This is a genomic window from Anaerotruncus colihominis, assembly GCF_010206195.1.
Lineage (GTDB): Bacteria > Bacillota > Clostridia > Oscillospirales > Ruminococcaceae > Anaerotruncus > Anaerotruncus colihominis_A.
The window spans coordinates 90892-108109 of record NZ_VIQT01000008.1 but is presented as its reverse complement, the minus strand read 5'-3'; the positions used below and the strand labels follow the sequence as shown (position 1 = coordinate 108109).

Below are 17218 nucleotides of genomic sequence, written 5' to 3'. Positions count from 1 at the left end.
CTTACCGCTTATTATAGCAATGATTTTCCGATTTGTCATTGATTGTTTTCATAAAATCACGTAAAATAAACCTGTCTCTATTGACACCGGCCACAGCGCATGTTCTGCGGCGCAATTGCATTTGATAAAGGAGGATGTCATGGATCTGACCATTGTCAACTGGATCGCTACACATCTGCGCTGCCCGCCTCTCGATTTTCTGATGCCGGCCGTCACCATGCTTGGGGAATATGGGTTCATCTGGATCGCCGTCTGTATTGTCCTGCTCGCACGCAAACAGACGCGGCGTATGGGCTATGCCTGCGCGCTCTCGCTTCTGATTGCATTTCTATGCGGCGAGATTGTGCTCAAAAATATCGTCCAGCGCGCGCGGCCGTTCACCCATCTGCCAGATCTGACGCTGCTCATCCCTCCGCCTGGTTCGTTTTCTTTCCCGTCGGGGCATACAGGCTCGTCGTTCGCGGCCGCGTGCTCGCTGACCCTGTCCAACCGGCGAAACGGCTGGTGGGCCATTCCGCTGGCCATACTGATCGCCTTTTCACGGCTGTATCTCTGTGTACATTATCCAACCGATATCCTGGCGGGCGCACTGCTTGGACTGCTCAGCGCGCTGGCCGCCCGCCGGCTGCTGCGCGGCGGTGCGCAGACATAGCAGCCGAAAGGATGTTTATTATGGAAACCATCACAATTTATATCGGCGGCGCGGCCCACACGATGCCATATGAAGCACCGCGGGTCCTGGCCGCTTTTTTGGAGCCATATGGCTTTCCCATGCCGTGCGGCGGCGCGCACACCTGCGGCAAATGCAGGGTTACGGCATATGGCGCGTTGTCGCCGCTGTCTGAAACGGAAAAGCGCCTGCTGACTGTTGACGAACAGCTCTCAAACGTGCGCCTTGCCTGCTGCGCGCAGGCGCTCGGCGGCTGTACCATCCACGCGCGCGCACCGGAAAACGCCCGTGTTGAAACGGCCGGCCTGTCCGCACAGCGCAGCGACGCCTCGCCGTTCGGCACGCAGGGCTACGCCTTTGCCGTAGATATCGGCACAACGACGGCGGCCGTTTACCTCGTCGATCTGACGCGCGCCCGCCCCGCCGAGGCGGCCAGCGCGCTCAATGCGCAGGCCTCATACGGCGCGGACGTGATCGCGCGCATTGCGCGCTGCGCTGAAAGCGGTGTCCGCCCTCTTCAGGAGGCGATCCTCGGCCAGCTCGACGGCCTGTTCACCGTACTGCTGAAACGGAGCGGACTTGATGCGCGCGTTGTGCGCGGCGTTGTGCTCACAGGCAACACAACCATGCTGCATCTTGCGGCCGGGCTTGATCCTGCCGGCATCGCCGCCGCGCCCTATACGCCGCAGAGCCTGTTCGGCGTGATGGAAAGCGCACGCCGCTTGTTTGCTGCCCTGCCGCCGGACGTGCCTGTCTATTTTGCGCCGTGCGCCGGCGCGTACATCGGCGGCGACCTGATCTGCGCGCTGCTCGCAGCCGCGCCGCAGGAAAATGAACTCCTGATGGACATCGGTACAAACGGTGAGCTTGCGCTGATCACCGGGACGGGCATCCTCTGCTGTTCGACGGCGGCCGGTCCGGCTTTTGAGGGCGCCGGGCTTTCGCACGGCATGGTTGCGGCCGACGGCGCGATCACGGACGTTTCCATGACAGGGAAGGGCGCCGTCTGCACAGTCGCCGGCGGCGGCGCGGCGCGCGGCCTGTGCGGAACAGGCGCGATCAGCGCCCTTGCCGCGCTGCTTGGCTGCGGGGCGGTCGATGAAACCGGCCTGCTCGACGAACAATATCATGAAGCGTTTCCGCTTATGGACGGCGTGGCGCTGACACAGGCGGATATCCGACAGCTTCAGCTTGCGAAAGCCGCCGTCGCCGCCGGTGTCGACTCCATGCTCCAGGCCGCTGGTCTTGCGCCGCCCGATCTGCGCGCCCTGCTGCTTGCGGGCGGCTTCGGCAGCCGCATCGACGTGCGGTCTGCCGCCAGTATTGGCCTGATTCCCCCGGTCTGCGCGCCATGCGCGCGTGCCTGCGGCAACGCGGCCGGGGCCGGGGCCTGCCTGATTGCGTCGTCGCAGTCCGCGCTCGACGACGCCGAACGTCTCGCCAAGCGCGCGCAGGTGCTCGATCTCACCGAAAGCGCCTTCTTTTCCGACCGCTTCATCGAACAAATGCTGTTCCCGCTTTTTTGAAACTTGCCTTTTTTGAAAAAAAGGTAAGCCAAAAAACTTTAATCGGCTGCGCTCCAGCCTTTTTGAAAAAAGGCTTCGGCGAAAAACTTAGTTCGGCTGCGCCGCGAATAGTGGGGCAGGTTCTAGTATTTTTACAGGCTGCGCCCCAATCCCAGGGCGGGCGCAGTAAATCTGATTTACGCCGCGTCGATCAAAAGTTTTCGCCCGCCTTTTTCAAAAGGCGGCGGGTGAGACGGCGGCCAAGGCCCCTTGCGGGTTTTGGCCGCCGTCGAGGGCAGAGCCCTTATCCCCGGGCCGCAGCCCTCATAAAAAGCGCGGCCCGCAGGCCGCAAGACACCCGTTCAGACGCAGGGGCTTCCCCCAGCAGGAAGCGTGACAGACGCCGTGCGGCTGGCGCGCTTCTTGCAAGCACTCCAATCCCGGGCAGGCGCAGTGAAACGATCTTCCTTCGGACGTGTTGGCGTGCGCCCGATACGATCGCGCCAGGCAGAGGTGGGGATAACATAAGGGGAGGCGTCGCTCGACCCTCCCCTTGTGAGGCGCGCTGAGGGGCGCTGCCGCGGCTTGTCCGCGCCCGGCAGGGCGGCAATTGCCGCCCTGCTGGAGAGCCCCGAATAGCCGGCCGGGCAAGCGCAGCGCCCGGCGGTGAGTGACCCGCGCACGGGTCACGCGCGCCCCCCGGCGGTGAGCGACCCGCGCACGGATTGCGCGCGCGCCCCCCTGCCTTTTTAAAAGCAGTATAAACGCCCCGGCGCGCTGCCTTTGGGCAGCTTTGCCGGGGCGTTTTTTCAACGATTATTCCCATTCCTGAATCTCGGGCACGTCACAGCCATAGTCGTAATCGTCCCACTGGGCGCGATAGGCCCGTTCGATCGCGCGGCGATAGATGCAGTAGCCGGCGGTAACACAGATCACCAGAATTGACAGAACGATCGGCACCACCAGCCATAAAAGCGAAAGAAATGTCTTTTCCGTGCTGTGCTCATGCATAAACATGCCCCCTATATCCGCCGGATGCGGCGGCAGAATGCAGAATCTGGTTCTATGATATCGCAAAAATGCCCTGCCGTCAACCGGCTGAAAAACAAATAACACTGCCGCGAAAACGGCAGTGTCGATAAGAAACAGGTGTCACCCGGCCGACCCTTTTTATTTAGAGGCGGCGGCGAGCTTTTTCATAAGCGCGGACTTTTTATGCGCAGCCGCATTCTTATGCATCAGCTTTTTCGCAGCGGCCTGATCGACCTTCTTAATCGCAACGCGGATCGCCTCGGCCTGATCGGCGGCGCCTGCTGAAACGGCGGCGTCAGCCTTCTTCAGAACCGTCTTGAGGTTGGTCCTGGCAGCTTTGTTCGCACGGGCTTTTTTAGCGGCGACAAGCACCCTTTTCTTGGCGGATTTGATGTTCGGCATAGGTTTACACCTCCTTGCTTGGATTGCATAAAAGACAGTACAAGTTATAATAGCATTCTTTTTGCCAAAAAGCAATACCTATGCCGAAATTTTCCCACAAATTCTGTCACCGGAACATAATATATACGTAGGTTACACCCTTTGCATTGAGATTGGGCACGGATCTGTTTGTCGCCGCGACCAGCTGCATGACGGTAAATCCCGTCTCCTCAATATAAGCGCCCGCCGATCCTCCCTGGGCCGCAACACATGCCGAATAGTTAATCATATCGCCCGCCTGGCTCGCCATGCCAACCAAATTTTTATCCACGGCAAACACCATTCCAAAGCGCGGCTGAAACCCCAGGGTAATCAGACGTTCCTCCTGCCCGTCGCCCGTATAAGAGCCGATGACCGGCGCCGCTGCATTCCAGACGGCGCGTTCCTGTGCGCTCACATGGACTGTCTGATCGGCGCGATGTCCCGCTACAGCCGTATCAATCAAACGATTGTCGCTGTTGAAATCCTCCATCTTCGGTTTGTCCGACCCGATCCACTGGTTGAGCCCCAGCGTTTCTGTTTTATTTGTACTGGCCATATCAAATTGCCTCCTCCGGCGCGGGATGTCCCGCCGCGTCAAATTCACTCCAAGTCAGCCCGCGCGCGTCGATTGCCGCCGCGTCAAGCTCCATCGCGTCAAGCAGCGCCCAGGTCAATTCGCCGATATCAAGCGCGGCGGTCACACCCACGGGCAACAGCCGGCGCAGCGCGCGCATCAGCGCGTCGCTATCCTCAAACAGCCCGCCAAACGTTTCTCCGCCAACCAGCACCCGGCGCTGTGCGGTCTGCTCGGTCAGCCTGACCGCACAGCCAAGCGCACGAAAATACGCCTCGAGCGCGGCACGCGAACAGCCGGGCGGCCGCGTCAGCGCCGCGGCCGCGCGCCGCAGCGCCGTCCCGTCCAATCCGGACGGGACGGCGTACCCGTACAACGCGCACCAGGCTTTCAGCATTTCATACGGCGCGGACAGTGGGTACAGGGCTGCCGTCATCTCCGATAAAAGCGTCCGCGCCCAGGACAGCCCCGCGTCAAGCGCCGCCAGCTCGTTTGAAACAGCCGTACCAGGCCGCAGGTCATAAATTCCGGCGGCGGCCGTGCGTGCGTACAGATTATGCTCCATTTGCAGCCCCCATCTCCTCCACCGTTATAACGCCCGCGCGCAACGCCTGCACAGGTCCGGCTGTCTGATCGTTTAAAGGCGCGAGGACATTGCAGTTTTCCGCCTGTCCGCCGTCCATCACAAGCTGATAAAGGCGCGCGCGCGTCAGCCCTTCTCCAAGCAGTTTTTGGCCGAGCAGGGCGCGTACCCGCGCCTCAATGGATGCGCGCGCCGTTTCAAACGGGACATCCCGCGCAGGCCGCACGGTGATATGCACATCGACCGGTATTGTCTGCGCATCCCGCACCGCTACCGACGCGCAGAGCGCACGGCGTTCGTCGAGCGCCGCCTCCAAAGCCGTTTTAACATCCGGCGGAACCCGTTCCATATCCGGCGCCGTCACAAGCAGGTCTACGTCGCCCATCTGCGCGCCGGCCTGTACGGCCACGTCGGAAATCCCGGGGAAATTGCACGCAAAATCGCGGTAAAACGCCGCATTCACACCGTTTGACGGTTCCTTCACCGCCTCGATCAGCCGTCTGCGCAGCGATGCGTCGTCCTCAATATCGCGCCCGCCAGTAAACGCCTCCGGATTCTTCACGGAGATATTCGGCAGGGAAGGATCGATCTTTAAAATCCGCCCCGCCGCCGCGTTTCCCGCGCGTCCCGGCTCACATGCGCGCGCAGGCGCGGACGCTTCTTCCTGTCCGTCGCCGAACGCCGCATCCTTCAACGTTAAATAAGCGGTTTCATCTGCGGCAAGGCACAACGTCCCTGCGGGCACAATTTCCTCCCCGCCGGTTTTATACCGTTTAAATACAAGCGTACCGGACGCGTGCGCAGCTGCAATCCGCTCAAGCCCGCGCAGTCCCGCGTAAAGCTCCAGCCGTTCGCCGGTCGCCGTCTGGGGCGCCGCTTGCCGGCTCGCCTCGTCGAGCGCCGCACACACCTGCGCCAGCTCCCCGGCCAGGGCGTGAAAGCGCAGCGCGATGTCTGACGCCTCGTCTGGAAGAAATCCCGCAAGCTCCTGATAACGCGCCGTCATACGCGTATAAAGCGCCTGTTCGTCATATTGTTTCAAATCCGCACCTCCAATCCCGCCTGTGCGCCGCCCAGATCAAGCGTCACGCGCACCGCCAGGCGGCTGTTTTGCGCATCCCATTCACAACGCGCGGCGGTCACGCGCACCTGCGGCAGCGGCGCCAGTGCGCGCCGCGCATACGCAAGGGCGCGTTCGTCGCGCGCCGCCTGCCCGCCTGAGGCGGGCAGGCGGTACAGTTCGCTGCCGAACGACGGATCGTGCGGCAGGCTTGCGCGCCGTACCGCCAGCCGGATCGCGGCGCGCTGCGCCAGTTCACGCGCGCCGTCGATCATCACCGGCGTTCCATCGCGTCCGCACACAATGTCGCCGTTTTCCAATAAAACATCCATTCGGCGTTCGCCTCCCTTTCCATAAATTTACCGCCAGGGCGTGTGCGTTTCCCCGTTGGTACAGTTCCTTAGAGCCTATTCAAATTCTCGAAGTATATAGATTGGCGAGCGGTTTTTTCGTCCTGCAAGGCAAACATTCGCAGGCACACTGTATGTCTGGCAAGAATTTTTAACGCAGCCAGGGCGGAAAAGCGGCCGCCTGGACATATGCCGGGAGATTTTGAACAGGCTCTTATACATACCGTTCATCCAGCATGGTCAAAAAGGTCTGCGCCCCATCCTGCGATAACCTGTAGCGCACCTGATGGACAAACAGGCCCGTATAGATCTGCACGCCGGTGTCGAGCCTTGCCGAATCGCGTAGCGCCACATCCCAAAAGCCGGGACAGACCGCCTCGGCTACAAACTTGCCGAGCATGGAACGGTGCACGCGTAGAGACGCGTCAAGCCTGCCGCTTGTCCCCTGCATATATTCCACCGAAGGGATCAGATAGCGTGTGCGCGTCAGGCCGAGCGCATCCGTCTCTGGATTGTCGTAGGAATAGCTGTAAACGCCTTCCTCATCGCGGATTATAAAGCGTGTGATCGGCGAGTAACGGTTGTCCGTGACCTTGACGCTCGAAAAACGCAGCGCCCCCGCGGCGCTGTTCGAAACAACAAGGCTGCCCGCCGGCGGCCATTCGCTTGGACAAACGACGCGGCCTTCGCCGTCGATATACGCCGGCAGAGACGACGCGTTGCGTGCAAAATTGTAAAGGACCTCCCACTCGCTCATACCCTTTTGTACCTGATAATGGTTAAAAATCGCATTGTTGTCGTACACGAGCGTTTTAAAGCCGTAGGGCTTGATGTGCTCGTCAAAAATCCGCTGTAAGTCGACGTTTGTATAAATCCAGGGCAGCGCCTCATTGTCGAGCAGCACCGCGCCGGGTCCGCGCGCCAGCAGTTTGAGCCGCCGTCCCGACGCACCGGCCGTCACACTCGTCTCGTCGACGCCGCCGTGAAAGAGCCGCCGTCCGCCCATCGTGACCTCAACCGAATGAAAGCCCCCGCACGCCTGCTCATACGGGAATACGCCCGTAAAGGAGTCGGCCGGCGAATCAAACGAGCGCACAAGCTCCCATTCAACCGGCGGCGGCAGCGCCGCCGCCGCGCCGTCGCCGCCGCGCGCCGTCACAGTCAGCGCCCCGTCCAGCCGCGCCGTCATGGCGCGGCCTCCACGCCGTATTCAAGAAAGTCGATCACATATGCCAGCACCCGTCCGTCGCCCTGTGCAGTATATGCAAACCGGCTGACCGCCGCGGCGAATTGCTCGCCGGTCGGCAGGTACAGCGTCGCGCGCAGGCCGGGCGCGCAGGCCGCGGCCAGCGCCGCCAGCCTGCTCAGAGCCGCATCGGCCGTATCGCCAAAGACCTCCCCCTCGCACCGCGCCGTGCGGCAGCGCGGTCCGGTATCCTGCATGGCGACGCCCGTTCCCGGCAGCGTGTGCGCCGCCAGATTATGCGCCCGGGAAAGCTCGATCCGGCGCGGATTTTGATCAAACAGGTACGCCCCAAACTGCATCCGGTTCAATGAATCGCCTCCATTTCATTTGTAATCGGATGCGGATACCGGCGCGCCTGTGTGCGCAGGCGGTCGTTGACCAGGCCGAGCAGCTCCGTATCGCCGTCCGCCGCCTCGTAATAGCTGGCCGCCGCCGGCGCGGAGAGCGGCTCTGCCGGCGTGTAGGCGATCGGCTGCGGCGCGTAGGAGTCCGGCTGCAGCCTATAGACGGCCGGCTGCGGCGCGTAGGAGTCCGGCTGTAGCCTATAGGCGATCGGCTGCGGCGCGTAGTCCGCCTGACGAACTGCTTCCAGCGGCGCGGCGGGTGCGGATTGACCTCCGGACTCTGTAAGGGACGCCGTGTCCTGTGTCTGCCCCACAGGCCGGGCCGTATCCATATACAGATCCCATACAAGCGGTACATCCATCTTTGCCGGATAATTCACAGCCGCGCGTGTCTTTGCAAAATCGGAAAACACCCTCATGTTCGCCGCAAGCTCCGCTTCAAGATTCATGCCGTCCCCCCAGTCCGCGCAGCCCATGATTCGTTGACCGCGCACTCGTCGTACCATACCGCCTCCGCCGGCGGACACGCCCTGTCAAACGCCTGATCGCTGCGCTCCCAGTAAAGGCGGCACAAATCTGCGATCTGACAGAGCGTAAAGCGGTTGAGCACCCCCTCGGGCGACGAGACGGCGTCCTGTCCGCGCAATGTCTGGAACAGCAGGACGCAGTTATAGGCGAGCGCATACGCCTGCCTCTCGTCAAGCCCCAATCTGCACAGCCGCGGGACCATTTCCCGCGCCCGGTCCCGGTGCGCCAGCCGCTTTGCCGCGCTCTGCTTTTGAAAGACAAAGTCCCGGCCGAGATAGACGGCGGAGAATTTGTTTTCTGCAAGCGGCCCCGCTTTCATGTCTGCACCTCCATGCGCGTGCGCGCCACCAGCGTCAGCGTCTCATACACAAGATCGCCCAACGGCGTTGATTCATCGATTGCGGACCATCTGCAATCGGAATAAATAATTTTGCTGCCCGGACGCACGATCACGACGTTAAAGCCGTCAAGCGCATGAAAATCGATGGAATCGCTGCCCGTCTGCGGCGTCACAGCCACGCGCGTCAGCTCCAGGACATGGCGCACGCGCCCGCCGACCGTCCCCACCGGTTCGGCCGAACCAAACGCCTCCACATAGCGGCTTTCGCGCGTTGTCTTGGCTTTGTAGCTCTGCGCCGTGGCAAGGCGACGCCCATCAATTTCGATATAGATATCCTTGCTTGTTGGAAATGTGATAAATGCCATTGCCCGCCTCCTTTCGTTTTCAAACGACAATCTCCGCCGCGACGACAATCTGGCTGATTTCAGGCGCGACGCGCATGGACAGCGTCGCCACGCAAACGGACGCGTCGCACGGATGCGCCGTCACACGCGGCGGCTCATAACTATCAATCACGCCGAGCGCACGCTTAGCCTCAAGCTCCACAGTGATCTGTGACGCGATGCTCTCGCGTGTAACCGCATTGTTTTTCAGCCCGCGCAGGCGCGTTCCAACCGCGCCGCGCACGGCGCTGACAACGGCATCGACAGCCAGCGCCGTGGACAGCGCGGCGTGCGGCCCTTCTACCGCATCGCCGGTCCGCCCGGTTGTAACGGCGCGTACACATGCCGCGCCTTCGCCGCGCCGTTCAAACGGCGCTACCCCCGCGCGCAGAAGCGTTTCGATCTGAACAGCCGTCAGCGTCCCGTCAAACGGCTTCTCCAGGCGCAGCGGCAGACCGTTGAGGCTGTTTGTCCCAGCGGCGTTCGCGGCGGCCGCCGCGAACGCCGCCGCCACTTCGGCTGTACGCGTCCCCGCGTCGCACGCGACCATTACGCGCGTGTGGTTGATCGCCCCAGCAGCTTCGGCCGCGGCCTCTACCTCGGAGACGGCCACAATTCCAACGCGCTCGCGCCCCATTGCGCAGCATGCATTGATATGATGCGCCAGGGCCGCGCCCCCGCCGTCGCTTACAACAGCAAAGAGGCCGCTTTCCCCCTCCAGAGCGGCGAACGCCGTTTCATAATCCGTTCCGGCGGCCACAGCCAGCACCCGCGAAACGCCCCCGGCAAGCAGCGCCCGCGCCATCGCGCACAGCGCGCTTTCCTCGCCAAAGACAGCCGCGTCCGCATATGCATGTACTTCCACGATCGTACCAACCGGCTCATAGTCCGCTTTCGCCGGTCCCACCGCAGCGACAGCCGTACGTTTATCCACAGACGCCGCGCCGCTGCGCACATCTGTGCTCGTGTAAACGCCGGGCCGCATGGAATCCGGTAAGTTAATCATCGCGCTCCATCCTTTCCGTATGTACCAAAATTTCCTTAAACGGCAGACCGTCCGTATCCGGTTCCTCATTCAATATCCCATTGAGGACAGCGCGCGCTGTTAAAGACAGGCAATCAAGTTCCTGGTCATATGTCAGCTCGCCGCACTCGATCTGCGCCGCGCCAAAGGTATTTTCGCGGCAAAACAACAGACCGCACAATTCCTCATAGACCGCGTGGCAGCCTGGCAGTTCCCCAACTGGGCAGATGATGTCGAAACGCATGGTCAGCCGGACACGTCCCCCTGCGTCGCCCGGCCGGCTGGCCCCGTCCAGGCCGACAGCCACACGGCAGCCCCGCTGCGTCCGTTTTCTCAGTCCAGGCGGATATTCCCCAGCAACCTGTACATCGCCGGCGGTTGTCAGCCTGCCCTGCAGATAACGTGTCAGATCACTTTTAAACGCTGTCAGCGCATCCATCCTTCATCCCTCCTTCGATCAGGCGCATCGCCGCCCATCTGAACAGCCCTGCGCCTTCATATTCAAAATCGTGACAAATTAAAACTTCATAAAGCTTCTGCCCAGCATGGATGACAACACCTTCACACACATGTTGTCCGCCGCCCGTCAAAGGTCCGTAATAGACGAACCGGCGCGGATCTGTCCGTCCAAACCGCGTGCATGCGCTCTCGGTACGCATCCGCGTCTGCCAGCCGTCCGGCTGAATGCTCGCGTAAAACCGTGTCTGTTCATCGCCATGCACCCACACAAGCTGGCCGCAGGCCCGCAGCGCCTCATTGACCGCCGCTTGAAGATTCACGTTCCATCACCTGCCACAATCCCGCATGTCCGCGTGCGAAAAGCGGCGCGGCGTCCGCAAACAGCGCATCGCGCAGGGCGCGCGCCTCCAGCGCTGAACCGCCGCCCTCCGAGCGCGTCACTGAAATATCTCCAACCTTAAAGCTCTGCGCATTTCCGGTCGAACGCGCCAGCATATACCGGTAATTCGCTTCGCCCGCCGCCGCTAAAATCAACCGCAGCTTGTTTGGGTCCGCATCCTTTGGCAAAAGCTCCTCAATACGTTCAGCCGCCGCTTCACACAGGGAAATCCACTCGCGCGCAGCCTGCTCGTCAAGGCCGGACAGGCGTATAAATTGTTCCAGCACAGCTTCAATTTCCACTTATGACGCCCCCTTTCATATCCTTCCGAAGGGCGGGGGAACACATTTCCCCCGCTCCCCCATTGCATGGGCGGCGAAAGAAGCCGCTTTCCGCGGCTTTCGCGCGCGGCAGCCGCCGCACGCGTGCGCGGGCCTGTCCGGCCCGCGCCTTTCGCCGCCCCGGCTCCCAGGTCACTGTTTGAGCTTTAACACCTTGACAGCCTGCGGGAACAGCTTCGCAAACCCGCTGATGGACGTGACGGCCGCGCGTTCAAGCTGCGTGTTGATCAGCTTGTCATAATCAACCAGGATATCTCCGGCCGTCACCATTTCAAGCGCGAAATTCTTGTCAAGCGCGACAATTGTCCCGGCCGGCGCTGCGGCGCAGCGGATCACATTGGCGCCGAGCGGAGTGCCAATCACGCCGCTGCCAGAAAAATTCAGCCCGGCGACCGGGTCGCGCAGCTCCTCAATGGCCAACAGCTTCTGCATCATGTCAGGTGCAACAATCAGCGTGTTCATGTGGAAATCCTCAAACTGGGACCAGAGCGCCAACAGATCGTCATATGTAAGCGTGCCAGCCTGCGCTGTCTCGATGGCGTCAGCCGCGTTACCGTTGGCGTCACTGGCGGCGTCACCGTTGATGAGTGCGTTGACTGCGTCGGCGAGCTGCGCTTTGGTGATGTTCATACCGATCTGGCGCAGCACAACTGAAAACAGATCGATCCTCTGGAATTTGACCGCTTCATATGACGCCACCAGCATGCGGCCGCGCTTTGTCAGCTTGACAAGGTTGTCCTTGAGCTTTACGACCGTCTCCGGGATTTCAGCGCCCTCCTGTACGACGGACGCGGCCGTGTCATGTCCCTCGGCGGTGGTAATGGTGCGGTAATCGAGCGAATTGATCACAGTCTTTGACGCGATGATATTGGCAAGCACACCGCTTTCATCAACGCCCTGCATCACAGCACGCGACACATATTCGGGAAATAGAGCCGCTGAATCGCCTGTTGAAAAGAATTTGGAGATCGTGTCGCTGCCCGCACCGCTCACCTTGATGTCAAAGCGCTTGAGCTGCCGCTCAAACGCGTCCAGCCCGGCCAGTTCGCCGCCCGCATACTGCGCCGACGGATCGAGCTTTTCAAGCTGTGCGGTAAACGGAATCCCCGCACGGTACATGGATTTGTCAAGCTTGATTGTCTGATAATTCGCCATCTTTTTTCCTCCCTGTTTTGTTCATCATTCGTCGAATCTTTACTTCAAGGCTGCGCCGTTTGCCTGCCGCCTTAAATCCGGAACGCGCCGTTGTCCTCCGGCTTCGCATTTTCCCTGCGTCCAAGCTGTAGGAATGCGGGCGCTTTTTCTGAAAATCCCTTGCAGAACGCCTCCAGCTGCCGTGCGTCGAGCCGTTCAGCCGTCTCTGCGGCGGCAGCCGGGTCAAGCGCGGGCATGGCGAACGCGGCCATACGAACAAAGTCGCGGCGTAACTGCTCCAAACGCGCGCGGCCTTCCCGGGCAAGCGTCTCCAATTCACACAGGCGCAAATCGAGTGCGTCCGCCTGCGCCTTTGTCAGCATCAGCGAGCCGTTGGACGCGCGTTTTGGCTGCGTGCTATCCGTAAAATATCCCTTTGTGACGCCAGCCTGTTTCTGTGCAGGAATGGCCACGAACGACCACTCGTAAGCGTCGGTCGGTTCAACCAGCTCACGCCAACAAAGCGCGCTGTTATACTGCTGACCGGGTATGTGCGCGCACGGCTCGGTTCTGGCATCCGCCCCGCAGATGGAACAGACCGCCCCCTTGACTGCGCAGCCGACGCTGACCTCCTTTTTAATCCCTGCGTCAATCTCCAAAATGAGGTCGGCATTTTTTGCGCAGCGCACCATATAAGCCCACGCGCGCAGCGCGCAGTATGGCTCATTGTTTTGTGTGCGCCGGTGCGCGTCGTATTCCACAGCTGTTTTAAAAATACGCGCTGTCTGATTTTCCCCTTTTGGATTGTGGTCAAAAAGTCCGGTTTTTCCAACAAACAGATCGCCCAATACCTTTAGCGATGGCTGTGAAAACCGTTCATAATCGCGGTCAATCTCATTGTCGCAGAGGATCATGGAAAAAACATAAACCTCGTCCGCCGCAAGCGGACGCCGTGCAAACGCGCTGATCTGCTCAAGTTGTTCCTCTGTGACCTGCGTGGTATCAAGAGATTTTGTCACCATTGCGTGTTTCATATCAGCCCTCCTGTCTGTTTTCAAGCTGCGCCTGTAACTGATCCGCCTGCAGATTAGTCAGGCGCGCGTTTGCAAGCTCCAATTCATCCTGCAAATTGATGTTCTCCCATACAATGTCCACCCCACACGCATAGCCGCGCAAACGCAGGAATATTGTGCAGATTTTGACCAATACCGGCGTCAGCAGGCGCCTGTAACTCTCAAGCTCTGAGGTCAGGATATCCGCCTGTTGGGCGCTCATGCGCTCAGTGGTAGACCAGTTCAGCCCAAGCAAAAACGGCGGTACGCCAAGCTTGGCAATGATTTGCTCAAGCATCTGCCGTACCGGCACCTCGGTTGAAACCATCTGGCTGTCCGCGCCGATCACCTTGATATCAACGTCGCCCACGGCAACAAAATCCCGGATCACACCGTGTCTGGCCGCATCCATCGCATCCGCCCATTCGCGCGCAATGCTGTCCGCGATCTCCTTTGCCCCAGTCTGATCAGGCGCATCAGGACCGGGACGATATGTCACCGCGTAGCGCAGATTGCCCATGCGCTCAAAGTTCTGCCCGATCGAGGCGTATATTTTCATGAGTATATCGCTCACAAACGGCAATCCCCGCAACAGGGAACAGCCATAAACCTGCCCGGGCGGCGGTTCCAGCGCAGAAAACAGGAGCAGCTCCGGATACGGCGCGGGAGTCGGCGTGACCCCATCCCTATATACATAAATTTTTGCCTCCAACGGCGATGTTCCCTGCCGGATACATACATCTGAAAGCGGCGCATTGTAAAGCCCGGCAACGGACCGGCCGTCAGCCGCCGCCACAATCTCACCGACCGCATTCCCGTAGGTCAGCAGGCTATCCAGATAGCATCGGATAAACGCATCCATGCCGTGTGCGGCGGCCCCAACGCGCACATCTCTGAAAAAAGCCTCCAGCTCGGCCTGTACCTGCTGATCTGTACAGATCGGCGCACAGCCGCCGACAAGGCGCCCAATCTTGCCGATAGCCGCATCAATTACAGGGATCGACTGGCGAAGTCCGTCGTATACGGCCCATTCCCGCCAGTGCGGCGGCTGCATGACGTCCGCCATCGGGCGCCCGCGGGCTGTCTGTACGGCAGCCGCGGCTGTCTTTTTCATGCGTTTCCACAAGCGTATTTTCATCTTCCTCCTCCTGATGCGGGGGAACCCAATCGTTTCCCCCGCACCCCTTTTCGCGCCCGCGCCCTACGGCGCGGGCGTTCGCCGCCTGCCCGGCGGCTCACCCAATCCCCCCGGCGCTGCGCGCCGCCCCCCTTTCCCAAAGGGGGGCCGCCTCCCGCCCAACCCCGGCTACACAGAACCCTGTGCTGCGGCGCTCAAGCACGGTCGATACAAAATAACGCAGATCGTCCATGGCGTGATCATCGCGTTTGAGCGGTGCGTCGCGGCCGGCGCGCTCATCCCAGCGATACAGACCAAATTCCCGCAGCGTATCCGTACAGCACGCGCAAAACAACAGCCGCTTCTCCCGCAGGCGGCGGCTGACCGCCTGAATGCCCTGAGCCACTTCATTGCGGGCAGGCACGACGCGAAACCGGCCGTGACGGCGGATACAGGTGATAAAGCTGGCGGCCGATGGATCGACGATCACCGCCTCAATCCGTTTGTCGCCCGCAAGCGCGGCAAGCGCCTCGTAATACTGCTCATCAGTTTTCACTTCGCCTGTGCGGCGTGAATCGTGATAGTATTCCGAAATGCGGTACCATGCGCCGCCGCATTCACCCCACAGCCCAAACGACGCCGGGTTAACAGTCCCATAATCGCACGATATGTAGTAACGTCCGCATTGTGGCGCGTGCTCCACCACATGCACGGCCGGATCGAACATCGGATAGACAGCGCCCTGCGCGGCCGACCACTTTCCAAGGACAAAGCGGTCGTAAAACGCCCCGGTATAAAGACGCTCGTATCGCCGCAGCACGGCTTCGGAAAGCGATGGGTTGTCCCGCATGGTAAAATGCAGGTAAAGCGCGTTTTTTTCGCGGGCCTGCAAAATCCATTCCGTGTAAAACCAGTGCTGCGGATGCTCCGGGTTGCAGGAAAACCAGAAGCGTGCGCGTTCATCGGAGCAGCGCGCCAACGCCTGTTCGACAAAAGAACGCGGCATCAAAGCCGCTTCATCGAATAACACGCCGGAAAGCGTAGCGCCCTGAATCAGCGCAGCGCTGCCCTCATCCCGCCCGCCGAACAGATAGAACCGGTTTTTGCGCCGCTTGCCCGCCACATCGATGTATCCGCGCGCGCGGTTCTCCGCGACGGTGTAGCCAAGCCCGCGCAGCCGCGCGCAAAGCGGGTCTGTCACATTACGGCGCAAAGCGCCAGCGGTCTTTCCACAGAAGGCGAAATCGCATCCGTTAAAATCCGTCATGGCCCACAGCATAAACCCCAAAGAGAGACAATAGGTCTTTCCGCTGCGCACCGCCCCGTCACAGATCACAGCGCACTGGTTTTGATATGGACTGCCAGGACACCACCAGGTAAGCGCGGCCAGCTGTTTTTTGGAAAAGCAGCGCGCCTTATCCACTGCCCGTCGCCTCCTCATCCGTCCCAAGCGTGCGCGCTGAAAGCGACAGCGCCTCCAAAAGCGCGTCGCCGCCGCTTGCGCCGCCCATCTCCGCCAGCATGGAAAGCGCGCGCAGACGATCAAAAAATTTGATCTCAACGCCGCCCGCTTTCGCCAGCTTCACCTCGGCCGCATGGAACAGATCGCCTCCGGTCTGCTGTCCGTCCAAGACGCCGGAAGCGTCGCCAAGCGCAATGCGCGCCAATCCCGCGCGTGCCAGCGCCTGCGGTGGAAACATCTCGTCCAGCTGTGCACGCAGCCGCGCAATCTTGCGCCGCACACGCACAGAACCGAGCAGCAGATTTTCCATGTCCGCAAGATCTGCGCGCCGCGCAGCTTCCTCCGGTGAAAAGCCGCGCGCAGCCAGCACACAAAAGCAAGTTTCCTTTTGGGCATCCCATAAACGCCCCACTATATCACACCCCTTTCACCCATACCCGCGCACCAGCCAAAATTTGCGCGAAAACGCAACTTTTGCGCCTTTTTTCAAAAATTTTTTTCTGCCGGGGGGTATAGGGGGCTTGCGCTTGACTAAACCAGCGAAAGAATGGTACATTATAAAAGGAATTTCCTGCATTTTTGAAAAAAGGCCCGCGGCGCGCGCGGCCCTGCCCGGGCCGCACGCCGCCGGCCGCTTCGGCGGCCGGCGGCTCATCGCATGCGCGAGCGCGCCTCTTTATAGAAAGGAACGGCTATGGCGACACTCAACATCGTACTGATCGAGCCGCAGATCCCCCAAAATACCGGCAACATCGCGCGCACCTGCGCCGCTACGGGCGCACGCCTGCATCTGGTCGGACCGATGGGCTTTGAAATCACGGATGCCAAACTCAAGCGCGCGGGCCTGGATTACTGGCATCTGCTCGATATCACCACCTATCCCGACAGTGCATCGTTCTTTGCACAGAACAGGGGGCCGTTTTATTTTTTCACCACAAAGGCTCGGCGGACCTATACCGAGCCGCAATATCCGGACGGCGCGTACATTGTATTTGGCCGCGAGGACGCGGGGCTACCTGAGGAGCTTTTGTTCCAGAATCCCGATTGCTGTGTGCGCCTGCCAATGATTGCCGGGGCGCGCAGCTTAAACCTGTCGAATACCGTCGCCGTAGCGGTTTACGAGGTGTTGCGACAATGGGATTTTCCAAAGCTTTTAAACAGCGGCAGACTCACGCGCTTTGACTGGGAGGCAGCCGGGCCGTCCAAATAACA

General features: G+C 60.6%; 23 protein-coding genes. 3 read left to right on the top strand and 20 right to left on the bottom strand.

What is annotated here, in order from left to right:
- Positions 1-139: 139 nt before the first annotated feature.
- Together FMM72_RS04055 and FMM72_RS04050 are read left to right on the top strand one after the other, a co-directional pair.
- Positions 140-652 carry a phosphatase PAP2 family protein gene (locus FMM72_RS04055; RefSeq protein ID WP_160210878.1) on the top strand — a complete coding sequence of 171 codons (513 nt, stop codon included), beginning with the start codon at positions 140-142 and terminating at the stop codon, positions 650-652.
- Between the two features lie 20 nt (positions 653-672).
- A complete protein-coding gene (locus tag FMM72_RS04050; protein ID WP_162220670.1) occupies positions 673-2196 on the top strand; it encodes an ASKHA domain-containing protein in 1524 nt (507 codons plus the stop codon).
- Positions 2197-2991: 795 nt separating this feature from the next.
- On the opposite strand, the gene FMM72_RS04045 is transcribed toward FMM72_RS04050, so the two are convergent.
- From FMM72_RS04045 to FMM72_RS03950, 20 genes are all read right to left on the bottom strand, one after another.
- Entirely contained in the window at positions 2992-3186 is a 195-nt protein-coding gene (locus tag FMM72_RS04045) for a hypothetical protein (RefSeq protein ID WP_055246141.1), read from the bottom strand.
- Between the two features lie 159 nt (positions 3187-3345).
- Positions 3346-3609, bottom strand: a complete 264-nt coding sequence (gene rpsT / locus FMM72_RS04040; RefSeq protein WP_006875569.1) for a 30S ribosomal protein S20 — start codon at positions 3607-3609, stop codon at positions 3346-3348.
- 106 nt (positions 3610-3715) lie between these two features.
- The gene (locus tag FMM72_RS04035) at positions 3716-4186 is read right to left on the bottom strand and encodes a hypothetical protein (RefSeq protein WP_162220669.1); all 471 of its coding nucleotides are present in this window, start codon (positions 4184-4186) and stop codon (positions 3716-3718) included.
- Between the two features lies 1 nt (position 4187).
- Positions 4188-4769, bottom strand: coding sequence for a hypothetical protein (locus FMM72_RS04030; RefSeq protein ID WP_162220668.1), 582 nt, complete (start codon positions 4767-4769; stop codon positions 4188-4190).
- Positions 4759-5829 (bottom strand): baseplate J/gp47 family protein, encoded by a 1071-nt coding sequence (locus FMM72_RS04025; protein WP_162220667.1) that lies wholly within the window; start codon positions 5827-5829, stop codon positions 4759-4761. The genes FMM72_RS04030 and FMM72_RS04025 overlap by 11 nt, the downstream gene beginning before the upstream one ends.
- On the bottom strand, positions 5826-6179 hold the full coding sequence (locus FMM72_RS04020; protein ID WP_160209430.1) for a hypothetical protein: 354 nt from the start codon (positions 6177-6179) through the stop codon (positions 5826-5828). Before FMM72_RS04020 ends, FMM72_RS04025 begins: the two co-directional genes overlap by 4 nt.
- A 232-nt stretch (positions 6180-6411) precedes the next feature.
- A complete protein-coding gene (locus tag FMM72_RS04015) occupies positions 6412-7386 on the bottom strand; it encodes a hypothetical protein (RefSeq protein ID WP_162220666.1) in 975 nt (324 codons plus the stop codon).
- Complete coding sequence (locus FMM72_RS04010; RefSeq protein WP_160209432.1) at positions 7383-7751, bottom strand: hypothetical protein; 369 nt, start codon at positions 7749-7751, stop codon at positions 7383-7385. The genes FMM72_RS04015 and FMM72_RS04010 overlap by 4 nt, the downstream gene beginning before the upstream one ends.
- Positions 7748-8293, bottom strand: coding sequence for a hypothetical protein (locus FMM72_RS04005; RefSeq protein WP_160209433.1), 546 nt, complete (start codon positions 8291-8293; stop codon positions 7748-7750). The genes FMM72_RS04010 and FMM72_RS04005 overlap by 4 nt, the downstream gene beginning before the upstream one ends.
- A complete protein-coding gene (locus FMM72_RS04000; protein WP_160209434.1) occupies positions 8233-8634 on the bottom strand; it encodes a hypothetical protein in 402 nt (133 codons plus the stop codon). Before FMM72_RS04000 ends, FMM72_RS04005 begins: the two co-directional genes overlap by 61 nt.
- Positions 8631-9020, bottom strand: coding sequence for a hypothetical protein (locus tag FMM72_RS03995; RefSeq protein WP_160209435.1), 390 nt, complete (start codon positions 9018-9020; stop codon positions 8631-8633). Before FMM72_RS03995 ends, FMM72_RS04000 begins: the two co-directional genes overlap by 4 nt.
- 19 nt (positions 9021-9039) lie before the next feature.
- A complete protein-coding gene (locus tag FMM72_RS03990; protein ID WP_162220665.1) occupies positions 9040-10044 on the bottom strand; it encodes a hypothetical protein in 1005 nt (334 codons plus the stop codon).
- The gene (locus tag FMM72_RS03985; RefSeq protein ID WP_162220664.1) at positions 10037-10501 is read right to left on the bottom strand and encodes a hypothetical protein; all 465 of its coding nucleotides are present in this window, start codon (positions 10499-10501) and stop codon (positions 10037-10039) included. The genes FMM72_RS03990 and FMM72_RS03985 overlap by 8 nt, the downstream gene beginning before the upstream one ends.
- Positions 10479-10841 carry a hypothetical protein gene (locus FMM72_RS03980; protein ID WP_160209438.1) on the bottom strand — a complete coding sequence of 121 codons (363 nt, stop codon included), beginning with the start codon at positions 10839-10841 and terminating at the stop codon, positions 10479-10481. The genes FMM72_RS03985 and FMM72_RS03980 overlap by 23 nt, the downstream gene beginning before the upstream one ends.
- Positions 10816-11202, bottom strand: coding sequence for a hypothetical protein (locus tag FMM72_RS03975; RefSeq protein ID WP_162220663.1), 387 nt, complete (start codon positions 11200-11202; stop codon positions 10816-10818). Before FMM72_RS03975 ends, FMM72_RS03980 begins: the two co-directional genes overlap by 26 nt.
- Positions 11203-11373: 171 nt before the next feature.
- Positions 11374-12396, bottom strand: coding sequence for a phage major capsid protein (locus FMM72_RS03970; protein ID WP_162220662.1), 1023 nt, complete (start codon positions 12394-12396; stop codon positions 11374-11376).
- 71 nt (positions 12397-12467) lie between these two features.
- Complete coding sequence (locus FMM72_RS03965) at positions 12468-13409, bottom strand: hypothetical protein (protein ID WP_162220661.1); 942 nt, start codon at positions 13407-13409, stop codon at positions 12468-12470.
- A gap of 1 nt (position 13410) precedes the next feature.
- Positions 13411-14565, bottom strand: a complete 1155-nt coding sequence (locus FMM72_RS03960) for a phage portal protein (RefSeq protein WP_160209442.1) — start codon at positions 14563-14565, stop codon at positions 13411-13413.
- Between the two features lie 97 nt (positions 14566-14662).
- Complete coding sequence (locus FMM72_RS03955) at positions 14663-15967, bottom strand: PBSX family phage terminase large subunit (RefSeq protein ID WP_180322875.1); 1305 nt, start codon at positions 15965-15967, stop codon at positions 14663-14665.
- Positions 15960-16418, bottom strand: a complete 459-nt coding sequence (locus FMM72_RS03950; RefSeq protein WP_162220659.1) for a hypothetical protein — start codon at positions 16416-16418, stop codon at positions 15960-15962. The genes FMM72_RS03955 and FMM72_RS03950 overlap by 8 nt, the downstream gene beginning before the upstream one ends.
- Positions 16419-16700: 282 nt before the next feature.
- On the opposite strand from FMM72_RS03950, the gene FMM72_RS03945 reads away from it, so the two are divergent.
- Complete coding sequence (locus FMM72_RS03945; protein ID WP_162220658.1) at positions 16701-17216, top strand: tRNA (cytidine(34)-2'-O)-methyltransferase; 516 nt, start codon at positions 16701-16703, stop codon at positions 17214-17216.
- Positions 17217-17218: the final 2 nt, after the last annotated feature.